The sequence below is a fragment of the Streptomyces sp. NPDC005863 genome (assembly GCF_042871345.1).
GTDB lineage: Bacteria > Actinomycetota > Actinomycetes > Streptomycetales > Streptomycetaceae > Streptomyces.
On the sequence record NZ_JBIAII010000009.1, the window covers coordinates 84060 to 109991 of the forward strand.

The following is a 25932-nucleotide window of genomic DNA, read 5'->3' on the forward strand; positions in this document are numbered from 1 at the left end:
GTCAGTGCTCCTTCGCTACGAGGGTCGCGGTGATGCGCAGGTCGGGGCCGATGCGGACGATCTCGCGCACGTCGAGGCGCAACGCATCGGTGATGGTCGTGATTCCGCCGCCGGTCAGGGCGGCGGGGCCCGCGCCGAGCAGGGCGGGGGCGAGGTAGCCGACGACGCGGTCGACGGCGCCGGCGGCGACGAAAGCCCCGGCGAGCGTCGCACCGCCTTCGAGGAGGACGGAGCGCACGCCGCGCGCGTGGAGCGCGGCGAGGAGGGCCCGCACGTCCAACCCGCCCTCGGCGCGCGGCAGTCGGACCGTCTCCACGCCTTCGTACGCGGGCGTCACGTCGTCGGCGACGGCGATCAGTGTGGGCGCGGCGCCGTCCAGGACGCGGGCGCCGGGCGCGACGGCGGTGCCGCTGGTGTCGACGACGACGCGCAGCGGCTGTACGACGGCGGTTTCGGTGTCCGCGGCGACGCGCACCGCGAGGTGCGGGTCGTCGGCGCGCTGGGTGCCGGAGCCGACGACGACGGCGTCGCACTCGGCGCGCAGCCGGTGCACGTCGGCGCGGGCCTCGGCGGAGGTGATCCAGCGGCTGGTGCCGTCGGCGGCGGCGGTGCGGCCGTCGAGCGTGGCGGCGTACTTCCAGGTGACGTGGGGGCGGCCGAGCCGTACGGAGGTCAGCCAGGCGGCGTTGCCCTCGGCGGCGGCCTCCGCCAGGAGTCCCTGTTCCACGGCGATCCCGGCCGCGCGCAGGGTCCGCGCGCCGCCGGTGGCGGTGGGGGTCGGGTCGGCGACCGCGTAGACGACGCGGGCGATCCCGGCGTCGATGAGGGCCTGCGCGCAGGGGCCGGTGCGGCCGGTGTGGTTGCAGGGTTCGAGGGTGACGATGGCGGTGCCCCCGCGGGCCCGCTCACCGGCGGCGCGCAGGGCGTTCACCTCGGCGTGCGGGCCGCCCGCGCGCTGGTGCCAGCCCTCGCCCGCGGGGTCGCCCGCGGCGTCCAGGACGACGCAGCCGACGACGGGGTTGGGGCTGGTGGAGCCGAGTCCGTGCGCGGCGAGCGTGACGGCACGCTGCATCGCGGCTGCTTCGGCTGCGGCGGTGGCCACCGGGTCCTCCTGCCTCTTCGGGCACGGACTCCGGGGCCTGTCGATGACGACAGAACGAACGGACGACGACATCGGCTGCGACGCCTGCGCCGGATCGACACCTGTTCCCGGGAATCCCGGAAACCGTCCCCGGGAACGCCAGGAACGAGTCATTACGGCAGCGCGCAAAGATGCCCGCCCGCCGCGCACTGCCTCCCATCCGGACTTTCACCGTCGGTCCAGGAATTTCACCTGGTCAACCGGCCGCTGGTTGCGGCCGGGTCGCGGACTGTAACCGCCGGTTCGGAATTACACCGACCCCGGAGTGCGCTGCTTCTGGTACGAGGCCAGTGTGCCACGCCTGATCGTGGGCCATACGGGCGACCGGCTATGGCCTGGCTCACAAGTGCGCCCGTTCAACCATCGCACGTCACGCGTTCAACCATCTCCCACCACATTGGTCCGGACCTATTGACGCACTGGTCTAGTCCTCTTAATCTCTGCGTCACCTCAGAGGAGCCGGAGCCGACGGTGTGCGCACGCCGGGGCCCCAGAACGATTCACCCGTGCCACCGGTCGTGTTGTTCCGCCCCGTCCCGTGTTCCGCACCGCTCAGGAGGCTCCCCTTGCCGTCCCTCACCCGCGCGAGACCCACGCTGTTCGCCGTCGGCACCGCTGTCGCCGGGCTGCTGCTCGGCCTGGTCTCCGGCGGCGGCGTCTCGCACGCCGCCGACGACGCGTCCTGCCGCCCCGACGGGCTCTATCAGACGCCCGGCGTCGATGTCCCCTACTGCTCCGTCTACGACAGCGACGGCCGCGAGAAGATGGGCGCCGACCACCAGCGGCGCGTCATCGGTTACTTCACCGGCTGGCGCACCGGCAAGAACGGCGAGCCCGCCTACCTCGCCCCGGACATCCCGTGGGACAAGGTCACCCACGTCAACTACGCCTTCGCCCACGTCGACAAGGACAACAAGGTCTCGGTCGGCGCCGACGGCGAGAAGAACGCCGCCACCGGAATGACCTGGCCCGGCGTCGCGGGCGCCGAGATGGATCCGGCGCTGCCCTACAAGGGCCACTTCAACCTGCTCAACAAGTTCAAGAAGCAGCACCCGAACGTCAAGACGCTGATCTCCGTGGGCGGTTGGGCCGAGACCGGTGGCTACTTCGGCGACGACGGCAAGCGCGTGAACTCCGGCGGCTTCTACTCGATGGCCACCCACGCCGACGGCTCGGTGAACCAGGCGGGCATCGACACCTTCGCCGACTCCGCGGTCGCCTTCATCAAGAAGTACGGCTTCAACGGCGTCGACATCGACTACGAATACCCGACCTCCATGAAGGACGCGGGCAACCCGCTCGACTACTCCCTCTCCAACGCCCGCCGGGCGGGCCTGGTCAAGGGCTACGCGGCACTCATGAAGTCCCTGCGCCAGAAGCTCGACCGCGCGGGCGCGGCCGACGGCAAGCACTACATGCTGACGGTGGCGGCCCCCTCCTCCGGCTATCTGCTGCGCGGCATGGAGACCTTCCAGGTCCAGAAGTACCTGGACTACGTCAACATCATGTCGTACGACCTGCACGGCGCCTGGAACGAGTACGTCGGCCCCAACGCCTCGCTCTTCGACGACGGCAAGGACGCCGAGCTCGCCGCGGCGAACGTGTACGGCAGCTCCCAGTACGGCGGCATCGGCTACCTCAACACCGACTGGGCCTACCACTACTTCCGCGGCTCGATGCCGGCCGGGCGCATCAACATCGGCCTGCCGTACTACACACGGGGCTTCAAGAACGTGCAGGGCGGCACCGACGGGCTCTGGGGCAGGGCGCCCGCCACCAGCTGTCCGGCCGGCTCGGGACTGACCAAGTGCGGTGACGGCGCCGTCGGCATCGACAACCTCTGGCACGACAACGACGACAACGGCAAGGAGGCGCCCGCCGGGTCCAACCCGATGTGGCACGCCAAGAACCTGGAGAAGGGCATCGTCGGCGACTACGTCACGAAGTACGGCTTCCCCGCCGACACCAAGCTGACCGGCACGTACGCCCGCAAGTACAGCTCCTCGCTGGTCGCGCCGTGGCTGTGGAACGCCGACAAGAAGGTCTTCCTCTCCACGGAGGACGAGGAGTCGGTGGCGAAGAAGGCCGACTACGTGGTCGACCGGGGCGTCGGCGGCACGATGATCTGGGAGATGGCCGGCGACTACCGGTGGAACGCCGGCAAGAACCAGTACGAGATGGGCTCCACGCTCACCTCGCTGATGTACGACAAGTTCAAGTCCGCCAAGCCGTACGGCGCCAGGGTCGCCAACAAGGAGCTGCCCACCAAGGCGGTCGACATCGGCGTGGAGTTCGGTGACTTCAAGCTCGGCGACTCCAACTACCCGATCACGCCCAAGCTGAAGATCACCAACAACACGAAGACGGCGCTGCCGGGCGGCACCGAGTTCCAGTTCGACTACGCGACGGCCGCCCCCGGCAACGCCTCCGACCAGTCCGGCTTCGGTACGAAGGTGATCAGCAGCGACCACACCGGCAGCAACGTCGGCGGGCTCAAGGGCGACTTCCACCGGGTCTCGCTGAAGCTGCCCGCCTGGCAGTCCCTCGCCCCCGGCGCCTCCGCGGACCTCGCCTTCAACTACTACCTGCCGGTGTCCACGCCGTGGAACTGGACGGTCTCCATCGGCGGCACCACGTACGCGCTCGCCGGCGACCTGGCGCGCGGCACCACCCTCGTCGAGCCGGGCACCGGCACCGGCCCGACCGACCCGCCGGACCCGACCGACCCGCCCGGCCCCGGCACCTGCACCGCCCCCGCCTGGAGCGCGGCGTCGGAGTACGGCGGCGCCGCCACCGTCTCCCACAAGGCGCACACCTGGAAGTCCAAGTGGTGGACGAAGGGCGACGAGCCGGGCACCGGCGGCGCCTGGGGGGTCTGGCAGGATCTCGGCGCCTGCTGAACGTCACGCGTGCTCACGTCCACGGGATTTGGCACCCTGAGGGCGTGAGCACCGCGACGGCACTGGCCGAGGAGTTCGAGACCCACCGCCCCCGGATGTTCGGCCTGGCCTACCGGATACTGGGCTCCGCGCAGGAGGCGGAGGACGCCGTGCAGGACGCGTATCTGCGCTGGAACGCGGCGCGGCGCGAGGACATCGCGCTGCCCTCCGCCTGGCTGGCCAAGACCGTCACCAACCTCTGTCTGACCCGGCTGACCTCGGCCCGCGCCCGGCGCGAGCAGTACGTGGGGACCTGGCTGCCGGAACCGGTGATCACCTCAGGCGGCACGCTCGGGCCGCTGGAGTCGGCCGAGCAGCGGGACGCCGTGTCGATGGCCCTGCTCGTCCTCCTGGAGCGCCTCACCCCCAAGGAGCGTGCGGTGTACGTGCTGCGGGAAGCGTTCGCGTACAGCCACCGGGACATCGCGGGCGTCCTCGGCACGACCGAGGCCAACTGCCGCCAGCTGAACCGCAGGGCGGCCCGCGCGGTCACCGAGGCGCGGCCCCGCTTCGAGCCGGGGCACGAGCTGCGCCGGCGGTTCGTCGAGTCGTTCATCGCCGCGGCCCGCGAGGGGGATGTGGCGCGCCTTGAGCGGATACTGGCCACGGACGTGACGTGGTGGGGCGACGGCGGCGGCAAGGCGGCCGCGACCCGCACGCCGATCCTCGGGCGGGAGAACGTACTGCGGTTCCTTCTCGGCGTCATGGGCAAGGTCAAGGCCGCGTCGGACATCTCGTACGCCGAGGTCAACGGCGCGCCCGCGCTGGTGCTGCGCGCGGCGGGGCGGATTACGGCCATCGCCGCGTTCGAGGGCGGCGACGGGCGGGTGACCGGGGTACGTTCGGTCGTGAACCCGGACAAGCTGGTGTTCGTGGAGCGTCAGTTGGCCCGCGCCGACGGCGCCCCGCACGGCGAAGGAGCTTTGTGATGCGCACGATCCTGGTGACCGGCGGCACCGGCACCCTCGGCCGTCTCGTGACCGGACGGCTGCGGGCGGACGGGCACGAGGTGCGGGTGCTCAGCCGGCACACCCGGCCCTACGCGGTCGACCTGCGCGACGGCGCGGGCCTGGACGCGGCGCTGGCGGGCGTGGACGTGGTCGTGCACTGCGCGACCACCGTGCGCGGCGGTGACGAACAGGCCGCACGGAACCTGATCGCGGCGGCGCGCCGGGCCGGGGTGGCGCATCTGGTCTACATCTCGATCGTCGGCATCGACCGGGTGCCGCTCGGCTACTACCGGTCGAAGCTGGCCGTGGAGCGGCTGATCGAGGAGTCCGGGCTCGGCTGGACGGTGCTGCGGACCACGCAGTTCCACGATCTGGTCCTGCGGATCATGGAGGCCTCGGCGAAGCTGCCCGTCATGGTGCTGCCCGCCGGGGTCAGCGATCAGCCCATCGAGGTCGCCGAAGTGGCGGCCCGGCTTGCGGAGTTGGCTGCTGCGGAGCCGGCCGGGCGGGTCGACGACATGGGCGGGCCCGAGGTCCGCACCTTCCCCGACCTGGCCCGCGCCTATCTGCGGGCGAGCGGCAAGCGGCGCCGGCTGCTGCCGGTGCGGCTGGCGGGCGCCACCTACCGCGCGGCGCGGGCGGGCGGCCATCTGGCACCGGACCGGGCCGTGGGCAAGGGCACCTTCGAGGAGTACCTGGCGGTGCGGTCGGGGGCACGGCGCTAGGGTCTTTCGTTTGGATCAGGCCGGATCAGGGAGCGGGGTCCGGTGCTTGCGATCGCAAGGCGGAGGAGGGAGGCATGGCGGAGCCATGGCGACCGACGACAACGCCGCGAGCGCGCGTGCCAAACCCCGCGAGCCCGGCCTGATCCAAATGAAAGGCCCTGGGCGGGCGGTGGGCGCCCGGCCGCAAGGACGGGCTCTCAGCGCCCCGGGCGCGGCCCGAAGACGTCGTCCTGCGCCGCGTCCCGCGCGGCGAGCAGCGCGCCCCGCAGCACCGCCGCGCCGCCGAGGATCCCGGCGCGCACCTCGGTGTGCAGGGGCGACATGGCGGTGACGCGGTCCGCGACCCGGTCGGCGAGCGCGGCGCCGCCCGCCCGGCCCACCTCGCCGCCCAGGACGACACAGCCGGGGTCGAGGATCGAGGACACCGCGGCCGCACCGACCGCGACCCGGTCCGCGACGGCGTCCAGGAAGCCGCTCTCGTCGCTCTCCACCGCGTGCCGCAGCAGCTCGGCGGCGGTCATGTCGGGCTGCAACAGGCCGTGTTCCGCACCGAGTTCGCGCAGCGCGGCGGCGCAGGCCAGCGAGTGGAAGCCGCCCTCGCAGCCGGTGGCGGACGGCAGGGAGGCGGTGCCGGGCACCGGCAGGAAGCCGATCTCGCCGGCGCCCCCGGAGGCGCCGCGGCGCAGCACGCCGTCGAGGACGACGGCCGCGCCCACGCCGTCGCCGAGCCAGAGCAGCACGAAGGTGTCCCGGTCGTGCGCGGCACCGTCGCGCCGCTCGGCGCGGGCCGCGAGGTTGGTCTCGTTCTCCACCAGGACGCGTACGCCGAGCCGTTCCTGGAGGGCGCCGGAGAGGCGGCGGTGCCAGGCGGGCAGCGCGGATGTGTCGTGCAGGTCGCCGGTGGCGGGGTCGATGAGGCCGGGGGCGCCGATGCCGACGGTGTGCAGCCGCTGGACGCCGCCCTCGCGGGCCGCGCGCTCGACGAGGGCGACGGCGCGCTCGACGGCGGGCCCGGTGCCGGTGTCGCCGCCGATGGGGGCGGAGGCCTCGGCGAGCACCGCGCCGAGCAGGTCGGTCACGACGACGGAGACGCTGTCGGTGCGCACGTCGAGGGCGGCGAGGTGGGCGCGGTCGGCGACTATGCCGTAGAGCCGGGCGTTCGGGCCGCGCCGCTGGGCGCCGGCCTCCCCGACGACCGTGATGAGCCCGGAGCCCTGGAGCCGCTCGACGAGGTCGGCGACCGAGGGCCGGGACAGGCCGGTGAGCTGCTTCAACTCGTTCGCCGTCAGGGGGCCCTCGCTCTGCAGGAGGCCCAGCGCGAGCCGGTCGTTGATGGCCCGGGCGGTACTCGGTGAGGCAGGCGAGACAGGCATGGCCGGATCCTCCCACAGAAACCTTCTATTTATCAGGCAGGGTTCCTGATAGTTTACGTCGCCGAAGCGGGCAGCACTCGGGAGGGCGGGCACATGAGTGAAGTGGTCTACGACAAGCACCGGTTGGGGCGGGCCCGGATCGCCGTCGCATCCGTGTTCTGTGTGCACGGCGCGGTCACCGGCTCCTTCGCGACCCGGGTGCCCTGGATCCAGGAGCACGCCTCGGTCGGCGCGGGCACGCTCGGCCTCGCCCTCGCCTTCCCTGCGATCGGCGCCTCCCTCGCGATGCCGCTGGCGAGCCGGATCAGCCACCGCTTCGGCGCCCGCAACGCGCTGCGCGTGCTGCTCGCGCTGTGGACCACGGTCCTGATCCTGCCCTCGCTCGCGCCCAACCTGCTCACGCTCTGCCTGGCCCTCTTCGTGTACGGCGCGGCCTCGGGCATGTCGGACGTGACGATGAACGCGATCGGCGTCGAGACCGAGACGCTGATGCGGAAATCGATCATGTCGGGTCTGCACGGCATGTGGAGCGTCGGCGCCCTGATCGGCTCCGCGGGCGGGACCGTCGCCGCGCACCTGGGCTCCGACGCCCGCCTGCACCACGTACTCGCCGCCGCGGTGCTCACCGCGCTGGGACTCGTCGCCTGCCAGCAGGTCCTCGATCTGCAGGCGGAGCCCGAGGAGGAGGCGCCGCCGCGGTTCTCGCTGCCGCCCAAGGCGGCGCTGCTGATCGGCGCGGTCGGCTTCTGCGCGGTCTTCGCGGAGGGCGCGAGCCTGGACTGGTCGGCGGTCTATCTGCGGGACGTGCTCGACACATCGGCCGGTGCCGCCGCCGCGTGCACCACCGGGTTCACGCTCACCATGGCCGTGGCGCGGCTCGCCGGCGACGCCGTGGTGAACCGGTTCGGCGCGGTGCGCACGGTGCGGTGCGGCGGAGGACTCGCGGTCCTCGGCGGCCTCCTCGTGGTGTTCGCGACCCACCCGGTGATGGCGATGGGCGGCTTCGCGCTCCTCGGCCTCGGCATCGCGGTCGTGGTGCCGCTCGCCTTCGCCGCGGCCGGGCGCAGCGGGCCCAACCCGAGCCAGGCCATCGCGGGTGTCGCCACCATCACGTACACCTCGGGTCTGATCGCCCCGTCCGCGATCGGCACGCTGGCGGACGCGACGAGCCTGGTGGTCTCGTTCGGTCTGGTGACGCTGCTCGCCTGCGGCCTGACCGTCTTCGCGGGCGTGCTGCGCACGGACGGCCGCACGGCGGCGCAGGCCAGTCCCGCGGACGCGGCGGCGCCCGGCCCGCGGAGCTGACGCCGCGCGGGAGCGAAGCCGTACTCACGTCGCATTAACATGGCGTCGATCATTTCGGGCCATCCAGCCATGCGGCGGGGCCCGGCTCGGCGCACAGAAAGCGACTCTCACCATGGATCTCGGCGTGCGCTGGAAACTGCACGGCGACGGCCGCACCCCCGCCCCGGGCGCCGTCGTCCGCCCCGACGAGCGGCTCTCCTGGCCCCGCACCTTCGGACTCGGCGCGCAGCACGTGGTCGCGATGTTCGGCGCATCGTTCGTGGCCCCCGTGCTGATGGGCCTCGACCCGAATCTGGCCATCATGATGTCGGGCGTCGCGACCGTCATCTTCCTGCTCGCCACCCGCGGCCGGGTGCCCAGCTACCTGGGCTGCTCGCTCTCCTTCGTGGGCGTCGCCGCGGTCATCCGTGCGCAGGGCGGCTCCAGCGCGACGGTGACCGGCGCGGTCCTCGTCGTCGGGGCCGCGCTCTTCCTGGTCGGTCTCGCGGTGCGGAAGTTCGGGGCGCGGATCATCCACGCCGCGATGCCGCCGATCGTGACCGGCGCGGTCGTCATGCTGATCGGCTTCAACCTCGCGCCGGTGACGGCGTCGACGTACTGGCCGCAGGACCAGTGGACGGCGCTCCTGGTGATGCTCTTCACCGGTCTGGCCGTGGTGTGTCTGCGCGGCTTCTGGTCGCGCGTCGCGATCTTCCTCGGGCTGATCTTCGGCTACGGCATTTCGTGGCTCTTCGACCAGGTCTTCGGGAAGATCCACTCGGCGGACGCCTCGGGCAAGGTCGTCGACCACTGGCGGCTTGACCTGTCCGCCGTCGGCAAGGCCGACTGGGTCGGCCTGCCGTCCTTCCACGCGCCGAGCTTCGAGTGGTCGGCGATCCTCGTGGCGCTGCCCGTCGTCATCGCGCTGGTCGCGGAGAACGCGGGCCATGTGAAGGCCGTCGGCGAGATGACCGGCGACAACCTCGACGACAAGCTCGGCACGGCGATCTCCGCCGACGGCGCCGCCTCCATGCTCTCCACCGCGGTCGGCGGCCCGCCCAACACCACGTACTCCGAGAACATCGGCGTGATGGCCGCGACCCGCGTCTACTCCACGGCCGCCTACTGGGCCGCGGCCTGCTTCGCCCTGCTCTTCGGGCTCTGCCCCAAGTTCGGCGCGGTCGTCGCCGCGATCCCGGGCGGCGTCCTCGGCGGCATCACCGTCATCCTGTACGGCATGATCGGCCTGCTCGGCGCCCAGATCTGGATCAACGCCAAGGTCGACCTGCGCAATCCGCTCAACCTGGTTCCGGCCGCCGCGGGCATCATCATCGGCGTCGGCGGCGTCTCCCTGAAGATCAGCGACAACTTCGAGCTGAGCGGCATCGCGCTCGGCACGATCGTCGTCATCACCGGCTACCACGTGCTGCGCGCCTTCGCCCCGGCGCACCTCAAGTCCCAGGAACCACTGCTGGATTCGGGCACCTCGGCGTACGACGACGAGGGCGCCGCGCCCAAGGAGCGCTGAATTCGCTGGACGTGGTGCGCGCCCGCTGCCTAAGGTGCGCATCATGTCCAGCCCCGAGTCCGACAGACTCCCGCCACCGGTCGTCCGGTGGCTTCTCGTGCGCTCGCGCTGACGTTCTCGCCGCCGCTCGGCGGCCGTCCGCGACCCCGGCACCGTCACCACCGGACCACCGCACCGTGTCCCGATCCCTTGATCCACACCATGGTTGCGGAGTTCCGCTGTGCCCTTTGTCCTCCATCTGCTCGCCCTTGCCGTGTTCGCGCAAGGCACCTCCGAGTTCATGCTGTCCGGCCTCGTCCCGGACATCGCGCGCGATCTCGGCGTGTCCATCCCCACCGCCGGCCATCTGACCTCGGCGTTCGCCATCGGAATGGTCGTCGGCGCGCCCCTGATGGCCGCCGTGAGCCGCCGCTTCGCCCGCCGGAGCGCGCTGCTCGCCTTCCTCACCGTCTTCCTGCTCGCGCACGTCGTCGGCGCGCTCACCACGAGTTTCGCGGTGCTGCTCGCCACCCGGATCGCCGGCGCCCTCGCCAACGCGGGATTCCTCGCCGTCGCCCTGGTCACGGCCACCGACCTGGTGGCGCCGGACGCCAAGGGCCGCGCCACGTCCACGCTCCTCGGCGGCGTGACCGTCGCCTGTGTCGCGGGCGTGCCCGCGGGGGCGCTGCTCGGCGAGGTGTGGGGCTGGCGCTCGGCGTTCTGGGCCGTCGCCCTGATCTCGCTGCCCGCCGTGTTCGCCGTCGCCCGCGCGGTGCCCGCCGGCCGCCCGGACCCCGCGGGGCCCGGCGTCCTCGGTGAGCTGCGGGCCCTGCGCTCCCCGCGCCTCTCGGTGACGCTGCTGCTCGGCGCGCTGGTGAACGGCGCCACGTTCTGCTCGTTCACCTATCTGGCGCCCCTGGTCACCGACGTCACCGGGCTCGGCACGGCGTGGGTGCCCGCGGTGCTCGCCCTGTTCGGCCTCGGCTCCTTCGTGGGCGTCACCGTGAGCGGCCGCGTCGCCGACGTGCGGCCCGTGCCGCTGCTGGTCGCCGGGGCGCTCGCGCTGCTCACCGGCTGGGCCCTGTTCGCGCTGACCGCCGCGCACCCGGTGGCGGCGCTCGTCCTGGTCCCGGTCCAGGGCGCGCTGTCCTTCGGTGTCGGCTCCACGCTCATCTCGCAGGCGCTGTACGCGGCGGCCGAGGCGCCCCACCTGTCCGGCGCCTTTGCCACGGCCGCCTTCAACGTGGGCGGCGCGGTGGGTCCGTGGCTCGGCGGCCTGGCGATCTCGGCGGGGCTCGGCTACCGCTCGCCGCTCTGGCTCAGCGCGCTCCTCGTGACCCTCGCCCTGGTCACCGGGGCGGTCGCGACGGGCCTGCGCCGCCGCTCCCCCGCCCGCGACATCGCCGGACGTTCCCTCGTTTCGGGGAAGCCCCCGGTGCGCTGACGTCCCGCCGGGCCCGGGGCTGGGACCCTGCCCCCATGGCGCAGTGGGAGCGGTTCGCGGAGTTGGGGACCCCCTCGTACGGGGTCGACGGCGTGGTGGCACGGATGCGGGCGCTCGGCGACGACTGGCCGCCGCGGGACGGGGTGGCCGTCTTCAACCGCGTCTACCTCGCGGTGACCGAGGAGGTCGCCCGGCACCTGGGGCACGGCGTGTTCGCCGACGCACGCTCGGCGGTGGCCCTGGACGTCTGCTTCGCCGAGCGCTATTTCGCCGCCGTCGACGCGGCGGCCGAGGGGCGCCGCCCGCCCGCCTGCTGGCGTCCGCTGTTCCAGTACCGCCGCCATCCCGGTGTGCGCCCCCTGCAGTTCGCGCTCGCGGGCATCAACGCGCACATCGGGCACGATCTGGCGCTGGCGCTCGTGGACGCCTGCCGGTCGCTCGGCTGCGAACCGGCCGATCTGGAGGACGAGTTCGACCGCGTGGGTGACGTACTCGTGGCCCTGGAGGAGCACATCCGGGAGGAGCTGATGCCCGGCCCCGACCTCCTCCAGGTCGGCGACCCGCTCACGCATCTGGCCGGCTCGTGGAGCCTGGAGCGGGCCAGGGACGGTGCGTGGGCCTCCGCGCGGGCGCTGTGGGCGCTGCGCGATCTGCCGGGTGTCGCCGCGGAGTTCGGGGAGCGGCTCGACGGGGCGGTGGGTCTGGTGGGGCGGATCCTGCTGACGCCGCTGCCGGACTGACGGGGCCCGCGGCAGGTCTCCTCGGCAGATCCCCTCGGCCGCTCCGGAAGGTGCCGTTTCGGCCAGCCCCGTGCCGGTTTCCGGGTAACTCCCGGGCGGTCGTTGTACGTTGAACCGCACGATCGTTGTACGTGGAACGCACCGTCCCCGACGCGAAGGAGCACCGGCATGGCGATCCGACTCGGACTGAGTCTCCCGCAGGGCAGGCAGTACGACATCGGCCGTGACGTCCCCGCGGTGGCCCGGGCCGCCGAGGACATCGGCTACGAGAGCCTGTGGGTCTTCGAGCGGATCCTCTACCCCGAGCCTGCCACCCAGGGGCTGTACGGGATCCCGGGCCTGCCCTGGCCCGATAGCTACCGCTCGGTCGCCGATCCGCTGATCACCCTGACGCTCGCCGCCGCGGCCACCGAGCGCGCCCGCATCGGCACCAGCGTGCTCGTCGCGCCGCTGCACGTGCCGTTCCAACTCGCCCGCTCGCTGGCCTCGTTGGACGCGGCGAGCGGCGGCCGGCTGGTCGCGGGGCTCGGCACGGGCTGGTCCCACGACGAGTACGCGGCGGCCTCCGTCGCCCCGTTCGAGCGGCGCGGCAAGGTCCTGGACGAGCTGATCGACGTGTGCCACGCGGTGTGGGGCCCGGACCCGGTGGCGTACGAAGGGGAGCTGACCACCATCGCGCCCTGCGAGGTCGGCCCCAAACCGGCCCGGCCCATCCCGATCCTGCTCCCCGCGAACAGCCCGCGCGCCCTGCGCAGGCTGGTGGACCGCGCCGACGGCTGGATGCCGGTGGGCGCGGGCGCGGAACAGCTGGCCGAGCAGGCGCAGAACATCAAGGAACTGGCCGCCGAGCGGGGCCGCACGAGGCCGGTCCAGAGCGTCCTGCGGGCCAACGCCCGGTACACGCCGACCGCGTACGAGGGCGACAAGCGCGCCCCCTTCCGGGGCAACGTCGCCCAGATCGTCGAGGACCTCGAAGCACACGCCTCCACGGGTGCGGTGGACGAGATCCTCGTCGAACTGGCGGGCAGCACGAGGGACGCGGCGGAGCTGACGGACGTGGCGGCGGAGGTGTACGAGGCGGCGAGGGCGGCGGGGGTATAGGACCTGGGGCCGCCCCCGCAGGGGCAGGCCTCAGGGGCGCGGGGCTGTGACATTTGCGGCTCCGCCGCGTGGGCGCGACCGGCCACGACGGCCCGGCAGTCCCCCACGCCGCACCCGAAACGGCGCCGTCAGTCCTCGGGCAACTCGACGGGAGCGATCTCGTCGTACACATCCCCGGGCCCGGGGTTGCTCGCATCGGTCGCACCCCCGAAGTGGTGCATGACGCCCCACACCGCGTTCAGCGCGGTCTGCACCGCGCCCTCGGCCCACCCCGCCGTCCAGGAGATGTCGTCCCCGGCGAGGAAGATCCCCCGCTTGTCCGCGGGCAGGCGGTCCTGCATGAAGTGGGTGAACAGGCGCCGCTGGTAGCGGTAGTGGCCCGGCAGGTTGGCCTTGAACGCGCCCATGAAGTAGGGCTCGTTCTCCCAGGAGACGGTCACCGGGTTGCCGATGATGTGCTTCCTGATGTCGACCTTCGGGTAGATCTCGCCGAGCGACTTGAGCATGACCTCCATGCGCTCGTTCGCCGACAGCGGCAGCCACTTCAGGCTGTCGTCGCACCAGGTGTAGGAGAGGCAGATGACGGCGGGCTTGTCCGGTCCGTCGTCGAGCAGGTAGGTGCCGCGCGTCATCCGGTCGGTGAGCGTCATCGACATGACGTCACGCCCGGTCTCCTCATCCTTGTCCAGCCAGAAGGGCCGATCGACCGGGACGAAGAGCTTGGAGGACTCCATGTAGTGGGTCCGCTCCATCGCCGTCCAGTGGTCGATGGGGAAGAGCGTGTCGTCGCAGGCGATCTTCGAGAGCAGCATCCAGGACTGGGCGGTGAAGATCGCCGCCTGGTAGGTGCGGATGTCGCCCGAGGAGTCCGTGACGGTGACGCGGTTGCCCGCGGTGCGGTCGAGGCGGGTCACGGCGGGCTTCGGCACGCCGCCCTCGTGCAGCGAGCTCAGGGACGTACCGGGCGCCCAGTGCACGATCTTCTCCGGCTCGCGGTCCCACATGCGCAGGGGCAGCTGCTGGCTGCCGCCGACGATGCCGCGGTGGTGGTCGTCGGCCTCGGTGTAGACGACGCGCAGGATCTCCAGGATGGAGTTCGGGAAGTCGGTGTCCCAGCCGCCGGTGCCGAAGCCGACCTGGCCGAAGATCTCGCGGTGCCGGAAGGACTTGAACGCCGCGGAGTCGCAGAGGAAGCCGTAGAAGGTCTGGTTGTCGAGCTTCTCGACGAGCTGGGACCAGATCTCGCGGATCTTGGGCACGTCGCGCTCGCGCAGGGCGCGGTTCATGTCGGAGAAGTCCGCGCCCTCCTCCAGGCAGTCGCCCCACGCCTTCGCCACGTCGCGGTAGACCTGCGGCAGGTCGGCGATGGTCTCGGCGTAGTGCGACTCGCCCTTGAGGTCGACGACCGTGGAGGGGGTCGACTCGGCGAGCGGGTTGGGGAACGGCTGGGTCTTCAGGCCCACCAGGTCGATGTAGTGCTGCAGCGCCGTGGAGGACGGCGGGAAGCGCATCGCGCCCATCTCGGCGGTGAGGGCTCCTTCTTCACCAGGGGTGGAGCAGCCCTCGAAGCCGACCGTCCGCAGCCGACCGCCGATCTGGTCGGCCTCGTAGACGACGGGCTTGAGGCCCATCTTCATCAGTTCGTACGCGGCGACGATGCCGGAGAGACCGCCGCCGATGACGGCGACCTCGGTGCCGTGCTCGGTCGCGGGTATCTGACCGAGGCCCGCGGGGTGCGCGAGGAAGTCGTCGTACGCGTACGGGAAGTCCGGACCGAACATGGTGATCGGCGGCTGCGCGTCGGTGTGCTGGACGGCGGTGGGCACCGTGGACGTCATGGGGTACGGACTCCTTGCACGGAACTGAAGGACAGGGCGGGGAGGCTGGGGCGGGGTCAGCCGAGGGACGCGTACAGGCCGGGGCGGCGGTCGCGGAGGTAGGGGTTGTTCTCGCGGGAGGCGGCCAGGAACACGGGGTCGACGTCGCCGAACACGAGCTCCTCGCCGCGGCCGGCGCGGGCGCGGGCCACGCCGTCGGGCCCGGCGAGCGTGGAGAGCCCGACGAACTCGAACTCGCCCTCGGGGCCGACCCGGTTGACGTACGCGACGTACATCTGGCTCTCGAAGGCGCGGACCGGCACGACGGACTCGGCGACGAACTGGAAGGGGTGCATCTGCGCGGTGGGGACCACCAGCAGGTCGGTGCCGGCGAGGGCGTGCGCGCGGACGTTCTCCGGGAACTCCACGTCGTAGCAGATCATGAGGCCGACCCGGATGCCCCCCAACTCGGCCTGGACGACGGTCTGTTCACCGGGGGTGAAGGCGTCGCGCTCGAAGCCGCCGAAGAGGTGGGTCTTGCGGTAGTTGGCGAGGGTGGCCCCGTCCGGGCCGATCAGCTGGACGGAGTTGAAGACGCGAGCGCCCTCGCGCTCCGGGTAGCCGTAGGCGACGCCGACCCCGTGGCGCGCGGCGATCTCGGCGACGGCCTTGGCGGAGGCCCCGTCGATGGGCTCGGCGAGCCGGGCGATGTCGTCGCCGATCGCGTACCCGGTGAGGTACAGCTCGGGCGCCACGAGCAGGCCCGCGCCCGCCGCGGCGGCCCGTGCGGCGGCCCCGTCCAGCGACGCGAGGTTCTCGTCGACGGACCCGAGGCGCCCGGAGCTCTGGAGCAGGGCGGTGCGCAGCGCAGGCATGGCGGATCCTCAAGGCGTACGGAGGGGGAAGCGGGGTCGCTATGACGGTACGGTCGGCGGCCTTGCCCCGACAAGGTGCGACCGTTGCGGGCTCCTGGGCGATCTGTTGCGCGTGCGGCGCCCGGGGCGGCGATTCGTTGCGCGGCGGGCGCGGTGTCGGCGCCGCTGCGGCGTCCGCCGCCGGGCTGACGGAGGCCGGGGGGTTCCCCGCCGCACGGCGGAGGCGGAACCTCCCCCGGTCCGACGCGCCGGGGTGCCCCGTCGCGAGACGGTGATTCCGCCCGGAAGGACCGGGTGAACGGCATCCCGGACGGAGGCTCCCCGTGAGCCGCACCGCACGTATCCGCATCACCGACCGCCGCGTCATCGCCCTCGGCATGGCCCTGCTGATCTGCGCCGGAGCCGCGGGGGCGGCGGTGGCATCGGCCGACGCGGGGGCTCCCCCGCTCCCCCGCGAGACCGCGAAGGCCGAGGCCGCCGCCCTCACCGGGAGCGCGAAGCTCTACCGCAAGACCGCGGAGGACGTGACCTTCACCTTCGACGCGCACCTGGCGATGAAGGACAAGAAGGACCCGACGAAGGCGACCGGCACCTTCCGCTTCGTCCACCTGGACAAGCCGGGCGGCAAGGGGGCCTGGGCCGAGGGCCGCGTCGACTGTCTGGTGACGGGCGGCAAGGTGGCCACGGTCACCGGAGTCGTCACCGACAGCGGCAGCGACATCGACATGCCGGACATCAAGGGCAAGCGGATCGGCTTCACGGTCCACGACACGGGCGGCCAGGACCGCGTCGGCTACAGCTGGGCGGCCCACGGCGGCACCCCCGACCAGCCCGACACCCTGGCCAAGTGCGCAAGCGCGGCCCCCTTCGAAAAGGTCCGCGCAGGCACAGGCGACTACCACGTACTCCCCTGGAAGGTCCCCTACCCCACCCAACCCTGACCCCCATCCCAGGGGCGCGAGGAACTGCGCGACCAGCCACAAGCCCACCCGCACGAAAAAGGAGGGCGAAACCCACCCTCAAGGGGCGCGGGGAACTGCGCAACCAGCCACAACCGGCCCCGCACGAAGAAAGGAGGGCGAAACCCACCACCAAAGGGGCGCGGGGAACGGCGCAAAAAAACCCGCACCAAGCCGAAGGCCTACGTCGGGGACCCCGAAGAAAACCTCCGCATGAGCGGCGAAAGCACCAGCACGGACTTCGTCCGCTCCACGAACGGCTCCCCGGCGATCCGCTCGAGCACCCGCTCGAAATGCCGCATGTCCGCGGCGAAGACCTGGACGATCGCGTCCGCGTCCCCCGTGACGGTGGACGCGGACGACACCTCGGGATACCGCTCGAGGCCCCGCTGGATCGCCTCCGGCGAGGTGTTCCTGCGGCAGTAGATCTCGATGAACCCCTCGGTCTCCCACCCCAGGGCCGCCGGGTCCACCCGTACGGTGAACCCGGTGATGGCCCCGGTGGCCCGCAGCCGGTCCACGCGCCGCTTCACGGCGGGCGCGGAGAGTCCGACCAGCTGGCCGATGTCGGCGTAGGAACGGCGGGCGTCCTCGGCGAGGGCGTGCACGATGCGTTCGTCGAGATCGTTCAGTCGCACGGGGGGTGGATCACTTCTCTGCTGTGGCCAATCGGGAGCGGCTCATGCCGTACAGGAAGTAGAACACGAGGCCGACGGCCATCCAGACACCGAACACGACCCAGGTGACGGAGTCGAGGCTGAACATGTTGTACGCGCAGAACCCGAAGCCGAGCACCGGGAAGAGGAAGCCGAGCGGCACCCGGAAGGTGCGCGGCATGTCCGGACGGGTCCGGCGCAGCACGATCACCGCGATGTTGACCAGGCCGAAGGCGAAGAGCGTGCCGATGCTGGTGGCGTCGACGAGCTTGCCGAGCGGGATGACGGAGGCCAGCGCGCCGCAGAACAGCGAGACGATGACCGTGTTCACGCGGGGCGTCCCGGTGCTCTTGCTGACCTTGCCGAACGCCTTGGGGACCAGGCCGTCGCGGGACATGGCGAACAGCACGCGGGTCTGGCCGTAGAGCACGGTGAGGACGACGGAGGCGATGGAGATGACCGCGCCGGCGGCGAGGATCGTGCCCCACACGCTCTGCCCGGTGACGTCGTTCATGATCGCGGCGAGCGTGGCCTCGGAGCCCTCGAAGTCCTTCCAGTTCCAGGCGCCGACGGCGACGGCCGCGACCAGGACGTAGAGCGCCGTGACGATGATCAGCGAGAGCATGATCGCGCGGGGCAGGTCGCGCTGCGGGTTCTTCGCCTCCTCACCGGCGGTGGAGGCGGCGTCGAAGCCGATGTAGGAGAAGAAGAGGCTCGCTCCCGCGGCGCTGACGCCGGCCATGCCGAGCGGCATGAAGTCGGAGTAGTTGCCGGACTTGAAACCCATGAAGCCGATGGTGCAGAAGAGCACCAGGGCGACGATCTTCACGATGACCATGATCGTGTTGGCGCGCGCCGACTCCTTGGCGCCGCCGAGCAGGAAGACCATGGCGAGCAGCACGACGATGAGGCCCGGCAGGTTGATGATGGCGCCGCTCGCCTCACCGGGCGCCGCGGAGAGCGCGTCGGGGATGGTGACGCCGATGGTTCCGTCGAGCAGTTCGTTGAGGTACTCGCCCCAGCCGACCGCGACCGCGGCGACCGACACGCCGTACTCCAGGACCAGGCACCAGCCGCACACCCAGGCGATGAGTTCGCCCATCGTTGCGTACGCGTACGAGTAGGAGGAGCCGGCGACCGGGATGGTGCCCGCCAGCTCGGCGTAGGAGAGGGCCGAGAAGAGGGCGGTGAGTCCGGCGATCACGAAGGAGATCGTGACGGCGGGACCGGCCTTGGGGACGCTTTCGCCGAGGACGACGAAAATGCCGGTGCCGAGCGTGGCACCGATGCTGATCATGGTCAGCTGCCACATGCCGAGGGTGCGTCGCAGTGAGCCACCCTCGCCGTGGCCACCCTCCGCGACCAGGCTTTCGACCGGCTTGCGCCGCATGAGGCGGCTGCCGAGGCCGGGGGCGCCCGGCGGGCTCGGGCGGTTCTGCGGGGGTGCGCCTTGGTCGAGCACGCGCTGGCTCCTTCATCGCTGCCGGTCAGGGCGGCGAGGACTCATGGCACCCGCGCTAGGAGACGGGAACCACCGAGCAGGCAGTCCCCGCCACACCACGTACAGCGCAGACTCTAGAGTCCGCGCCTTCCCGACCGTAATGCAGCAACCTTGCGCAACGCCAGATGATCATTGCGCACTTCGGTCATATACGTCACTTCGTTGCGCCGTCCGTTTCGTCCGTTGCGCACGACGGCCCCAAACGACGTTGGCCGCCGCCGCGCAGCCCCCGTGGGGAAGCTGTGCGGCGGCGGCCAAAAGCCGTACCACCGGCGGGGATTACTGCCAGCTGGCGTGCAGCGGCTTGCCCTCGGCGTACCCCGCGGCGCTCTGGACGCCGACGGTCGCCTTCTCCGTGAACTCCTCCAGGGAGCCCGCCCCCGCGTACGTGCAGGACGAGCGGACGCCCGCGATGATCGAGTCGATCAGGTCCTCGACGCCGGGGCGGGTCGGGTCGAGGAACATCCGGGAGGTGGAGATGCCCTCCTCGAAGAGCGCCTTGCGGGCGCGGTCGTACGCCGACTCCTCGCTGGTGCGGTTGCGCACCGCGCGGGCCGACGCCATGCCGAACGACTCCTTGTAGAGGCGGCCGCTGGCGTCCTGCTGGAGGTCGCCCGGGGACTCGTACGTGCCCGCGAACCAGGAACCGATCATGACGTTCGACGCGCCGGCGGCCAGCGCCATGGCGACGTCGCGCGGGTGGCGCACACCGCCGTCGGCCCAGACGTGCTTGCCGAACTTCTTGGCCTCGGCGGCGCATTCGAGCACCGCGGAGAACTGCGGGCGGCCGACGCCGGTCATCATGCGCGTGGTGCACATGGCGCCGGGGCCCACGCCGACCTTGATGATGTCCGCGCCGGCCTCGATGAGGTCGCGCACGCCCTCGGCGGCGACGATGTTGCCCGCGACGATCGGGACCTGCGGGTCGAGACCGCGCACGGCCTTGACCGCGGCGATCATCGACTCCTGGTGGCCGTGCGCGGTGTCCACGACGAGCGTGTCGACGCCCGCGTCGAGAAGCTGCTTGGCCTTGCCCGCCACGTCGCCGTTGATGCCGACGGCGGCGGCGATGCGCAGGCCGCCCTTGGCGTCGACGGCGGGGCTGTAGAGGGTGGCGCGCAGGGCGCCGGTGCGGGTGAGGATGCCGGCGAGGCGGCCGTCCTTGTCCACGGCCGGGGCGTACCGCCGGTTGGCGTGGTCCAGCTTGTTGAACGCGTCGCGCGGGTCGATGTCGGCGTCCAGGAGCAGCAGGTCGCGGGACATGACCTCGGAGAGCTGCGTGAAGCGGTCCACGCCGCTCAGGTCGGTGTCGGTGACGACGCCCACGGGCTTCTGGTCGCCGTCGACGACGACGCCGGCGTTGTGCGCGCGCTTGGGCAGCAGCGCGAGGGCGTCGGCGACGGTCTGGGTGGGGGCCAGGACGATCGGGGTGTCCAGGACGTGGTGGCGCGTCTTGACCCAGGAGACGACCTCGGTGACGACCTCGATCGGGATGTCCTGGGGGATGACGACCATCCCGCCGCGGCGGGCGACGGTCTCGGCCATGCGCCGGCCGGCGATCGCGGTCATGTTGGCGACGACCAGCGGGATCGTGGTGCCGGTGCCGTCGGGCGACGAGAGGTCCACGCCCTGGCGGGAGCCGACGGCGGAGCGCCTCGGGACCATGAAGACGTCGTCGTACGTCAGGTCGTACGCAGGCTGGATGTCATTGAGGAAGCGCACGTGCTGCTCATCCCAGTCGATCAGAGGTGGCCCCCGGACAGTTAGGCCGAGGGAAAAGCACGTACTTCATTCTCCCATGCCGCCGGGGTTGTGCCGCCTGGGACGATCACCCAGGCAGGCGACGGGGGCGGTGGTGGAATCGTCCAAGCCGGGGGCTGAAGCGGAACACTCGGTTCAGAGAGCGCGACGCTCCGTGGCGACGCGGTCGGGCGGTTACGTGGCGCCGGGGCCGAGCGGCTACGGCGTGGCCGACCCGAGCGCGAGCACGATCTCCAGCCCCGTCTCCGCCCCGCGCCAGTGCTCGACCGCCGCCGAGAACACCTCCTGCGCGATCCCCCACTCCTCGGGTGCCGCCCGCGCGTACTCCTGCCACCCGGAGACGACGAGCAGCCGCCCCCGCGCGCGGGGTGCCCACGACAGGTCGGTGAGGCAGTCGGCGAGGGCGTCCCAGTTGTGCCCGAACCAGTCGGGGAGCCCGAGGCCGCGGGCGCAGCGTTCCATGAAGGCGGCCTTGTCCGTCACGCCGTCCAGGGAGAGCGTCGCGGTGGTCCAGCCGGCCCCGCGTGCGGCGTCGAGCACGGGCGCGAGCGGGCCGGGCACGCTGTCGGTTCCACCGGGCATTACCTCAGCACCGCCTTGAAGGACGCGTAGTGGTCATCGGTGTAGTAGATCTCGCCGCCGCCCCCGGTGACGATCCGCCGGGCCCCGCGGTCGCGCCCGCCCGGCGTGCGGACGGTGTACTCGTGGTAGTAACCGCGTTCGCGCCGCGGCAGTTCCCGCTCGAAGTTGCCGAAGACGGTGCCGTCCTTCTCGTACGGGAAGGGGCCCCCGTCATCGATGCGCTCCAGCGTGCGCCGTGCCTCGGCGGGCAGGCGGTCGGCCCGGACGGTGGCCATGCCGTGCGCCCAGCCGGGGGCGTCCCGGTCACCGTCGCCGGACGAACACCCGGCGACGAAAACCGCAAGACAGACGAGCAGAGCCCCCAGGACGCGGGGAACAACCCGGTTCACCATGTCTCAGACCCTGCCACGGCGCCCCTTGAGGGGCGCGGGGAACTGCGCGACCGGCCCCCACAACCCGCAGGGGCTCAGCTGCCGTCCGGGTCGGCCCTGTTCAACGCGGGACGAGGCGTGGGCCCTGCCACGAGAAGCTGATCGGCAGCCGCCGTGTCCGTCACCAGGCTGGTGACGAGCCCGGACCGCAGCACCGCGTCGATCGCCGCGGCCTTCCGCTGCCCGCCCGCGATGGCGACGACCTCCGGAATCCGCCGGAGCCGGTCCGTCTCGACGGTGATGCACCGCTCCCCGAGATCCCGCCCCACCCGACGCCCCTCGGCGTCGAACAAGTGGGCCGACATCTCCGCCGCCACTCCCAGCGAAGCGTAATGCGCCCGCTCCTCGTCGCTGAGCATGTCGTGGACCGTGGAGATGCCCGGCTCCCAGGAGCCGATGGAGACGCAGGCGACCGTGACCTTGTCGAAGTACTCGAAGGCGCGGGCGATCCCGGTCTGGTTGCGCAGCGCCGCCGCCGTGGCGGGGTCGGGCAGCAGCATCGGCGCGTAGATGGGGTGGGCCTCGCCGCCGGAGACCTGGGCGGCGCGGCGGACCGCCTCGACCGAGCCGCGCTCCGCGGTCCCCGCGTCGTACACGCCGGTGAGCTGCACGACGGTGCACGGCGGCAGCTGGTCGAGCGCGGCCGCCATGTGGATGGTGGAGCGCCCCCAGGCGAGGCCGAGCACATCGCCCTCGTTGACCAGCTCGCCGAGCAGGTCCGCCGCGACCTCGCCGAGGTTCTCCGGGTCGGGGGACTCGTCGATCTCGTCGGCGGGCGCCGGTGACTCCACCACGACGGCGTGCCGCAGCCCGTAGCGGGCGCGCAGCGCGTCCGAGCGCTCCGCGTCCAGCTCTGCGGGCACCCGGATCTCGATGCGCACGAGATCCCGCTCCAGGGCGGTCTCCAGGACCCGGGCCACCTTGAAGCGGCTGACGCCGAACTCCTCGGCGATCTGGATCTTGGACTTGCCCTCGAGGTAGAAGCGGCGGGCCATGGCCGCCGCCTGCACCAGCTCCGCGGGTCCCATCCGCATGGCTGACCGACCCGCCGACATGGCCGACACGGCGCTCTCCTCACTGCTGTTCACAAACTGGGTTCGCCGTTCATCCTTGCAGATCCGGCCTTGTTGCTCAGTCCTGAAGGACTGCGTTCACGTTCCCTTGGCTCAGTGGCCGCACGCCCAGGCGCTTGACGCCGTCTTTGCCTCGGCTTGGGTGCGCAATGAACGTACCGCGTCCGCCGGATCCTTGGCGCCGTAGACGGCGGAGCCGGCGACGAACACGTCGGCGCCCGCCTCGGCGCACCGCTCGATCGTCTCGGCCGAGACACCGCCGTCGACCTGCAGCCACATTTCCAGGCCGTGCTTGCCGATCAGGTCACGGGTGCGGCGGATCTTGGGCAGCATGATGTCCAGGAAGGCCTGGCCGCCGAAGCCCGGCTCGACCGTCATGATCAGCAGCATGTCGAGCTCGGGGAGCAGGTCCTCGTACGGCTCGACGGGCGTCGCCGGCTTCAGCGCCATGGAGGCGCGGGCGCCCTTGGCGCGGATCTCTCGGGCGAGCCGGACGGGCGCGGCGGCGGCCTCCGCGTGGAAGGTGACGGATCCGGCGCCCGCCTCGACGTACTGGGGGGCCCAGCGATCGGGGTCCTCGATCATCAGGTGGCAGTCCAGCGGCGTGTCCGTCGCACGGGCGAGGGACTCTACGATCGGCACCCCGAGCGTGAGGTTCGGGACGAAGTGGTTGTCCATCACGTCGACGTGGAGCCAGTCGGCGCCCTCGACGGCCTGTGCCTCTTCGGCAAGACGGGCGAAGTCCGCGGACAGGATGCTGGGATTGATCTGCACGGCCATGCCCCAAGCCTGCCATGTCCGAGGCATGTTGCTGACCGCAGTCCACCGCCTGGGCACAGCGGCTCCCGCGGCCGCGCCCGGGGTGCCATGCTGGACCGCCGGGCGGCACCGCGCACGGCGAGCGGGGGGAAGCCATGGCGGATGTGGCGGACGTACGACGGCGGAAGCGGCGCGGGGCGGCGTGGCTGGTGTGCGGGCGGCGCACCAAGTGGCTGGTGGTGCTGTTCTGGCTGGTGGTGCTGATCGTCGCGGCGCCGCTGGCGCAGAAGCTCGCCGACGCCCAGGAGAACGACGCGGAGTCCTGGCTGCCCGGCTCCGCGGAGTCGACCCAAGTCCTGGACATCTCGGCCGAGTTCAGACCCGAGGTGATCCCCGCCATCGTGGTGTACGCCCGCGAGGGCGGCCTCACCGGAGCGGACCGCGCCCGGATCGCCGAGGACGTGCGCGAGGCGAAGGCGCTGCGCGCGCACGGGATCCGCGGCGCCGAGACCCGCGGCCCGCTCTACGACGCGAAGGCGGGCGCCGAGGCGGCACAGGTGTCCGTCCCGATCACCATGGACGCCGAGGGCTGGGAGCGCATCGGCCCCGCCGTCGACGCGATCCGGGAGCGGGTGGGCGAGGGCGGCGGGGGCCTGGCCGTGCACGTCACCGGTCCTGGCGGCACCGCCGCCGACTCCGCCGAGGCGTTCGAGGGGATCGACTCCACGCTGCTCCTGTCGGCGGCGGGCATCGTCGTGGTGATCCTGCTGTTCACCTACCGCAGTCCGACGCTGCTGCTCGCCCCGCTGCTCGCGGTGATCACCGCGCTCTTCACCGCCCAGGCCCTCGTCTATCTGCTCGCCACGCACGCGGACCTGACCGTCAACGGCCAGAGCGCGGGCATCCTCACCGTCCTCGTCTTCGGCGCGGGGACCGACTACGCCCTGCTCCTCGTCGCTCGCTATCGCGAAGAGCTGCGCCGCCACGAGGACCGCCACGAGGCGATGGCCCGCGCCCTGCACCGGGCCGGACCCGCGGTCCTCGCCTCCGGCGCGACCGTCGTCCTGAGCATGCTGGTGCTGCTGGCCGCCGAGATGAACTCGACGCGGGGCCTCGGCCCGGTCGCCGCCATCGGCGTCGCCGTCGGCCTCGTCGCGATGCTGACGCTCTTCCCGGCCCTCCTGGTGATCTTCGGCCGGTGGTTCTTCTGGCCGCTGGTCCCCCACGCGGGCTCCCCCGAGCCGACCGAGCGCGGCCTGTGGGCCCGTACGGGCCGGCGCATCGCCCGCCGCCCGCGGCTGATCTGGGCCAGCACGGCGGCGGTGCTCGCCCTGCTCTCGCTGGGCCTGCTGCAGCTGCGCGCCGAGGGGCTCGGCAACGCCGACTCGTTCACCGACAAGCCGGACTCGATCACCGGCCAGGAGGTGCTCGCGCGGCACTTCCCCGCGGGCTCCGGCGACCCCCTGGTGATCGTGGCGGACCGGGCGCGCGGCGACCGCGTCGGCGAGGTCGTCGCGGACACCCGGGGCGTGCAGCCCGGCAGCGTCGGCGTACCCCCGGGGACCAGGGCCGAGCACGAGGGGCGGGTGCTGCTGGAGGCGACGCCCACGGACCCGCCGGACAGCGCGGCCGCCAAGCGGACGGTGGAACGGGTCCGCGCGGCGGTGCACGCCGTGCCCGACGCGAACGCAAAGGTGGGCGGCGGCACCGCGGCCCTGCTCGACATGGACCACGCCACGGCCCACGACAACAAGCTGGTCATCCCGCTCGTGCTGCTCGTGGTCCTGCTGATCCTCGGCGTCCTGCTGCGCGCGGTCCTCGCCCCGCTCCTGCTGATCGCGACGGTCGTGCTGTCCTTCGCGACGGCGCTCGGTCTCAGCGCGCTGGCCTTCCGCCACCTCTTCGACTACGCGGGCGAGCCGACCGACTTCCCGCTCTTCGTCTTCGTCTTCCTGGTGGCGCTCGGCATCGACTACAACATCTTCCTGTCGACCCGCATCCGCGAGGAGGCGGCCCGCCAGGGCACGCGCGCGGGCGTCCTGACGGGCCTCGCGGCGACCGGCGCGGTGATCACCTCGGCGGGCCTGGTCCTCGCGGGCACGTTCGCGGCGCTCGGCACGCTCCCGATGGTGGCGTTCGCCGAGATCGGCTTCGCGGTGGCCCTCGGCGTCCTGCTCGACACGTTCGTCGTACGGTCGATCCTGGTCACGTCACTGTTCCTGGACGTGGGCCCGAGGGTGTGGTGGCCGCACCCGCTGGCGCGCAGGCCCGAGGAGCACGGGCCGACCCCGGACCGTCCGTGACGGGACCGGCC

The 25932-nt window shown here is 72.1% G+C and carries 21 protein-coding genes and 1 riboswitch; of the genes, 10 read left to right on the forward strand and 11 right to left on the reverse strand.

Annotated features, from left to right (window positions below; genetic code table 11):
* Position 1 precedes the first annotated feature (1 nt).
* Positions 2-1072: a bifunctional diaminohydroxyphosphoribosylaminopyrimidine deaminase/5-amino-6-(5-phosphoribosylamino)uracil reductase RibD gene (ribD, locus tag ACFYO9_RS27870; protein ID WP_358778276.1), complete on the reverse strand. Its 1071-nt coding sequence runs from the start codon at positions 1070-1072 to the stop codon at positions 2-4.
* A 211-nt stretch (positions 1073-1283) separates the two neighbouring features.
* Positions 1284-1414, reverse strand: a riboswitch (FMN riboswitch).
* A 293-nt stretch (positions 1415-1707) separates the two neighbouring features.
* Here ribD and ACFYO9_RS27875 point away from each other — a divergent pair.
* From ACFYO9_RS27875 to ACFYO9_RS27885, 3 genes are read left to right on the forward strand one after another with little or no spacing between them, the layout of a single operon-like run.
* Entirely contained in the window at positions 1708-4041 is a 2334-nt protein-coding gene (locus ACFYO9_RS27875; protein ID WP_358778252.1) for a chitinase C-terminal domain-containing protein, read from the forward strand.
* Between the two features lie 44 nt (positions 4042-4085).
* Positions 4086-5009 carry an RNA polymerase sigma-70 factor gene (locus ACFYO9_RS27880; RefSeq protein WP_358778253.1) on the forward strand — a complete coding sequence of 308 codons (924 nt, stop codon included), beginning with the start codon at positions 4086-4088 and terminating at the stop codon, positions 5007-5009.
* Positions 5009-5755 (forward strand): NAD(P)H-binding protein, encoded by a 747-nt coding sequence (locus tag ACFYO9_RS27885; protein WP_355819373.1) that lies wholly within the window; start codon positions 5009-5011, stop codon positions 5753-5755. Before ACFYO9_RS27880 ends, ACFYO9_RS27885 begins: the two co-directional genes overlap by 1 nt.
* Before the next feature lie 197 nt (positions 5756-5952).
* Here the strand turns inward: ACFYO9_RS27885 and ACFYO9_RS27890 are convergent, their stop codons facing one another.
* The gene (locus tag ACFYO9_RS27890) at positions 5953-7128 is read right to left on the reverse strand and encodes an ROK family transcriptional regulator (protein WP_358778254.1); all 1176 of its coding nucleotides are present in this window, start codon (positions 7126-7128) and stop codon (positions 5953-5955) included.
* A 93-nt stretch (positions 7129-7221) separates the two neighbouring features.
* Between ACFYO9_RS27890 and ACFYO9_RS27895 the strand changes: the two genes are divergently transcribed.
* The 5 genes from ACFYO9_RS27895 to ACFYO9_RS27915 all read left to right on the forward strand — a co-directional run bounded on the left by ACFYO9_RS27895 (position 7222) and on the right by ACFYO9_RS27915 (position 13204).
* Complete coding sequence (locus ACFYO9_RS27895; protein WP_355818881.1) at positions 7222-8433, forward strand: MFS transporter; 1212 nt, start codon at positions 7222-7224, stop codon at positions 8431-8433.
* A gap of 112 nt (positions 8434-8545) precedes the next feature.
* Positions 8546-9940: a solute carrier family 23 protein gene (locus ACFYO9_RS27900; protein ID WP_358713836.1), complete on the forward strand. Its 1395-nt coding sequence runs from the start codon at positions 8546-8548 to the stop codon at positions 9938-9940.
* A gap of 220 nt (positions 9941-10160) precedes the next feature.
* Positions 10161-11363, forward strand: a complete 1203-nt coding sequence (locus ACFYO9_RS27905; RefSeq protein ID WP_358778255.1) for a Cmx/CmrA family chloramphenicol efflux MFS transporter — start codon at positions 10161-10163, stop codon at positions 11361-11363.
* A 35-nt stretch (positions 11364-11398) separates the two neighbouring features.
* Positions 11399-12103 carry a DUF5995 family protein gene (locus tag ACFYO9_RS27910; protein WP_358778256.1) on the forward strand — a complete coding sequence of 235 codons (705 nt, stop codon included), beginning with the start codon at positions 11399-11401 and terminating at the stop codon, positions 12101-12103.
* Positions 12104-12271: 168 nt separating this feature from the next.
* Positions 12272-13204, forward strand: a complete 933-nt coding sequence (locus ACFYO9_RS27915; RefSeq protein WP_358778257.1) for an LLM class F420-dependent oxidoreductase — start codon at positions 12272-12274, stop codon at positions 13202-13204.
* A gap of 128 nt (positions 13205-13332) precedes the next feature.
* Here ACFYO9_RS27915 and ACFYO9_RS27920 read toward each other — a convergent pair whose 3' ends face one another.
* Both ACFYO9_RS27920 and ACFYO9_RS27925 read right to left on the reverse strand, forming a co-directional pair.
* Entirely contained in the window at positions 13333-15042 is a 1710-nt protein-coding gene (locus ACFYO9_RS27920; protein ID WP_358778258.1) for an NAD(P)/FAD-dependent oxidoreductase, read from the reverse strand.
* A gap of 56 nt (positions 15043-15098) precedes the next feature.
* On the reverse strand, positions 15099-15896 hold the full coding sequence (locus ACFYO9_RS27925) for a carbon-nitrogen hydrolase family protein (RefSeq protein WP_358778259.1): 798 nt from the start codon (positions 15894-15896) through the stop codon (positions 15099-15101).
* A gap of 377 nt (positions 15897-16273) precedes the next feature.
* Here ACFYO9_RS27925 and ACFYO9_RS27930 point away from each other — a divergent pair, with 377 nt between their 5' ends.
* The gene (locus ACFYO9_RS27930) at positions 16274-16837 is read left to right on the forward strand and encodes a Repetin (protein ID WP_388666683.1); all 564 of its coding nucleotides are present in this window, start codon (positions 16274-16276) and stop codon (positions 16835-16837) included.
* Between the two features lie 200 nt (positions 16838-17037).
* Here ACFYO9_RS27930 and ACFYO9_RS27935 read toward each other — a convergent pair whose 3' ends face one another.
* The 7 genes from ACFYO9_RS27935 to rpe all read right to left on the reverse strand — a co-directional run bounded on the left by ACFYO9_RS27935 (position 17038) and on the right by rpe (position 23639).
* On the reverse strand, positions 17038-17493 hold the full coding sequence (locus ACFYO9_RS27935) for an Lrp/AsnC family transcriptional regulator (RefSeq protein ID WP_355818903.1): 456 nt from the start codon (positions 17491-17493) through the stop codon (positions 17038-17040).
* Positions 17494-17503: 10 nt separating this feature from the next.
* Positions 17504-18973 carry an amino acid permease gene (locus ACFYO9_RS27940; RefSeq protein WP_355818906.1) on the reverse strand — a complete coding sequence of 490 codons (1470 nt, stop codon included), beginning with the start codon at positions 18971-18973 and terminating at the stop codon, positions 17504-17506.
* Positions 18974-19291: 318 nt separating this feature from the next.
* Positions 19292-20734, reverse strand: a complete 1443-nt coding sequence (locus ACFYO9_RS27945) for a GuaB1 family IMP dehydrogenase-related protein (protein WP_358713828.1) — start codon at positions 20732-20734, stop codon at positions 19292-19294.
* 237 nt (positions 20735-20971) lie between these two features.
* On the reverse strand, positions 20972-21355 hold the full coding sequence (locus ACFYO9_RS27950; RefSeq protein ID WP_358778261.1) for a barstar family protein: 384 nt from the start codon (positions 21353-21355) through the stop codon (positions 20972-20974).
* Positions 21355-21747 (reverse strand): ribonuclease domain-containing protein, encoded by a 393-nt coding sequence (locus ACFYO9_RS27955; RefSeq protein ID WP_358778262.1) that lies wholly within the window; start codon positions 21745-21747, stop codon positions 21355-21357. The genes ACFYO9_RS27950 and ACFYO9_RS27955 overlap by 1 nt, the downstream gene beginning before the upstream one ends.
* A gap of 74 nt (positions 21748-21821) precedes the next feature.
* Positions 21822-22874 carry a sugar-binding domain-containing protein gene (locus tag ACFYO9_RS27960; protein WP_355818917.1) on the reverse strand — a complete coding sequence of 351 codons (1053 nt, stop codon included), beginning with the start codon at positions 22872-22874 and terminating at the stop codon, positions 21822-21824.
* A gap of 78 nt (positions 22875-22952) precedes the next feature.
* Positions 22953-23639, reverse strand: coding sequence for a ribulose-phosphate 3-epimerase (gene rpe, locus ACFYO9_RS27965; RefSeq protein ID WP_355818920.1), 687 nt, complete (start codon positions 23637-23639; stop codon positions 22953-22955).
* Between the two features lie 134 nt (positions 23640-23773).
* On the opposite strand from rpe, the gene ACFYO9_RS27970 reads away from it, so the two are divergent.
* A complete protein-coding gene (locus tag ACFYO9_RS27970) occupies positions 23774-25921 on the forward strand; it encodes an MMPL family transporter (RefSeq protein WP_358778263.1) in 2148 nt (715 codons plus the stop codon).
* The last annotated feature ends 11 nt before the right edge of the window (positions 25922-25932 follow it).

What these genes read in the sequence shown, in the direction of transcription:
- ribD (WP_358778276.1), bottom strand. Translation starts at nt 1,072, where the DNA reads ATGCAGCGTGCCGTCACGCTCGCCGCGCACGGACTCGGCTCCACCAGC.
- ACFYO9_RS27885 (WP_355819373.1), top strand. Translation starts at nt 5,009, where the DNA reads ATGCGCACGATCCTGGTGACCGGCGGCACCGGCACCCTCGGCCGTCTC.
- ACFYO9_RS27890 (WP_358778254.1), bottom strand. Translation starts at nt 7,128, where the DNA reads ATGCCTGTCTCGCCTGCCTCACCGAGTACCGCCCGGGCCATCAACGAC.
- ACFYO9_RS27895 (WP_355818881.1), top strand. Translation starts at nt 7,222, where the DNA reads ATGAGTGAAGTGGTCTACGACAAGCACCGGTTGGGGCGGGCCCGGATC.
- ACFYO9_RS27900 (WP_358713836.1), top strand. Translation starts at nt 8,546, where the DNA reads ATGGATCTCGGCGTGCGCTGGAAACTGCACGGCGACGGCCGCACCCCC.
- ACFYO9_RS27910 (WP_358778256.1), top strand. Translation starts at nt 11,399, where the DNA reads ATGGCGCAGTGGGAGCGGTTCGCGGAGTTGGGGACCCCCTCGTACGGG.
- ACFYO9_RS27915 (WP_358778257.1), top strand. Translation starts at nt 12,272, where the DNA reads ATGGCGATCCGACTCGGACTGAGTCTCCCGCAGGGCAGGCAGTACGAC.
- ACFYO9_RS27920 (WP_358778258.1), bottom strand. Translation starts at nt 15,042, where the DNA reads ATGACGTCCACGGTGCCCACCGCCGTCCAGCACACCGACGCGCAGCCG.
- ACFYO9_RS27925 (WP_358778259.1), bottom strand. Translation starts at nt 15,896, where the DNA reads ATGCCTGCGCTGCGCACCGCCCTGCTCCAGAGCTCCGGGCGCCTCGGG.
- ACFYO9_RS27930 (WP_388666683.1), top strand. Translation starts at nt 16,274, where the DNA reads ATGGCCCTGCTGATCTGCGCCGGAGCCGCGGGGGCGGCGGTGGCATCG.
- ACFYO9_RS27950 (WP_358778261.1), bottom strand. Translation starts at nt 21,355, where the DNA reads ATGCCCGGTGGAACCGACAGCGTGCCCGGCCCGCTCGCGCCCGTGCTC.
- ACFYO9_RS27955 (WP_358778262.1), bottom strand. Translation starts at nt 21,747, where the DNA reads ATGGTGAACCGGGTTGTTCCCCGCGTCCTGGGGGCTCTGCTCGTCTGT.
- rpe (WP_355818920.1), bottom strand. Translation starts at nt 23,639, where the DNA reads ATGGCCGTGCAGATCAATCCCAGCATCCTGTCCGCGGACTTCGCCCGT.
- ACFYO9_RS27970 (WP_358778263.1), top strand. Translation starts at nt 23,774, where the DNA reads ATGGCGGATGTGGCGGACGTACGACGGCGGAAGCGGCGCGGGGCGGCG.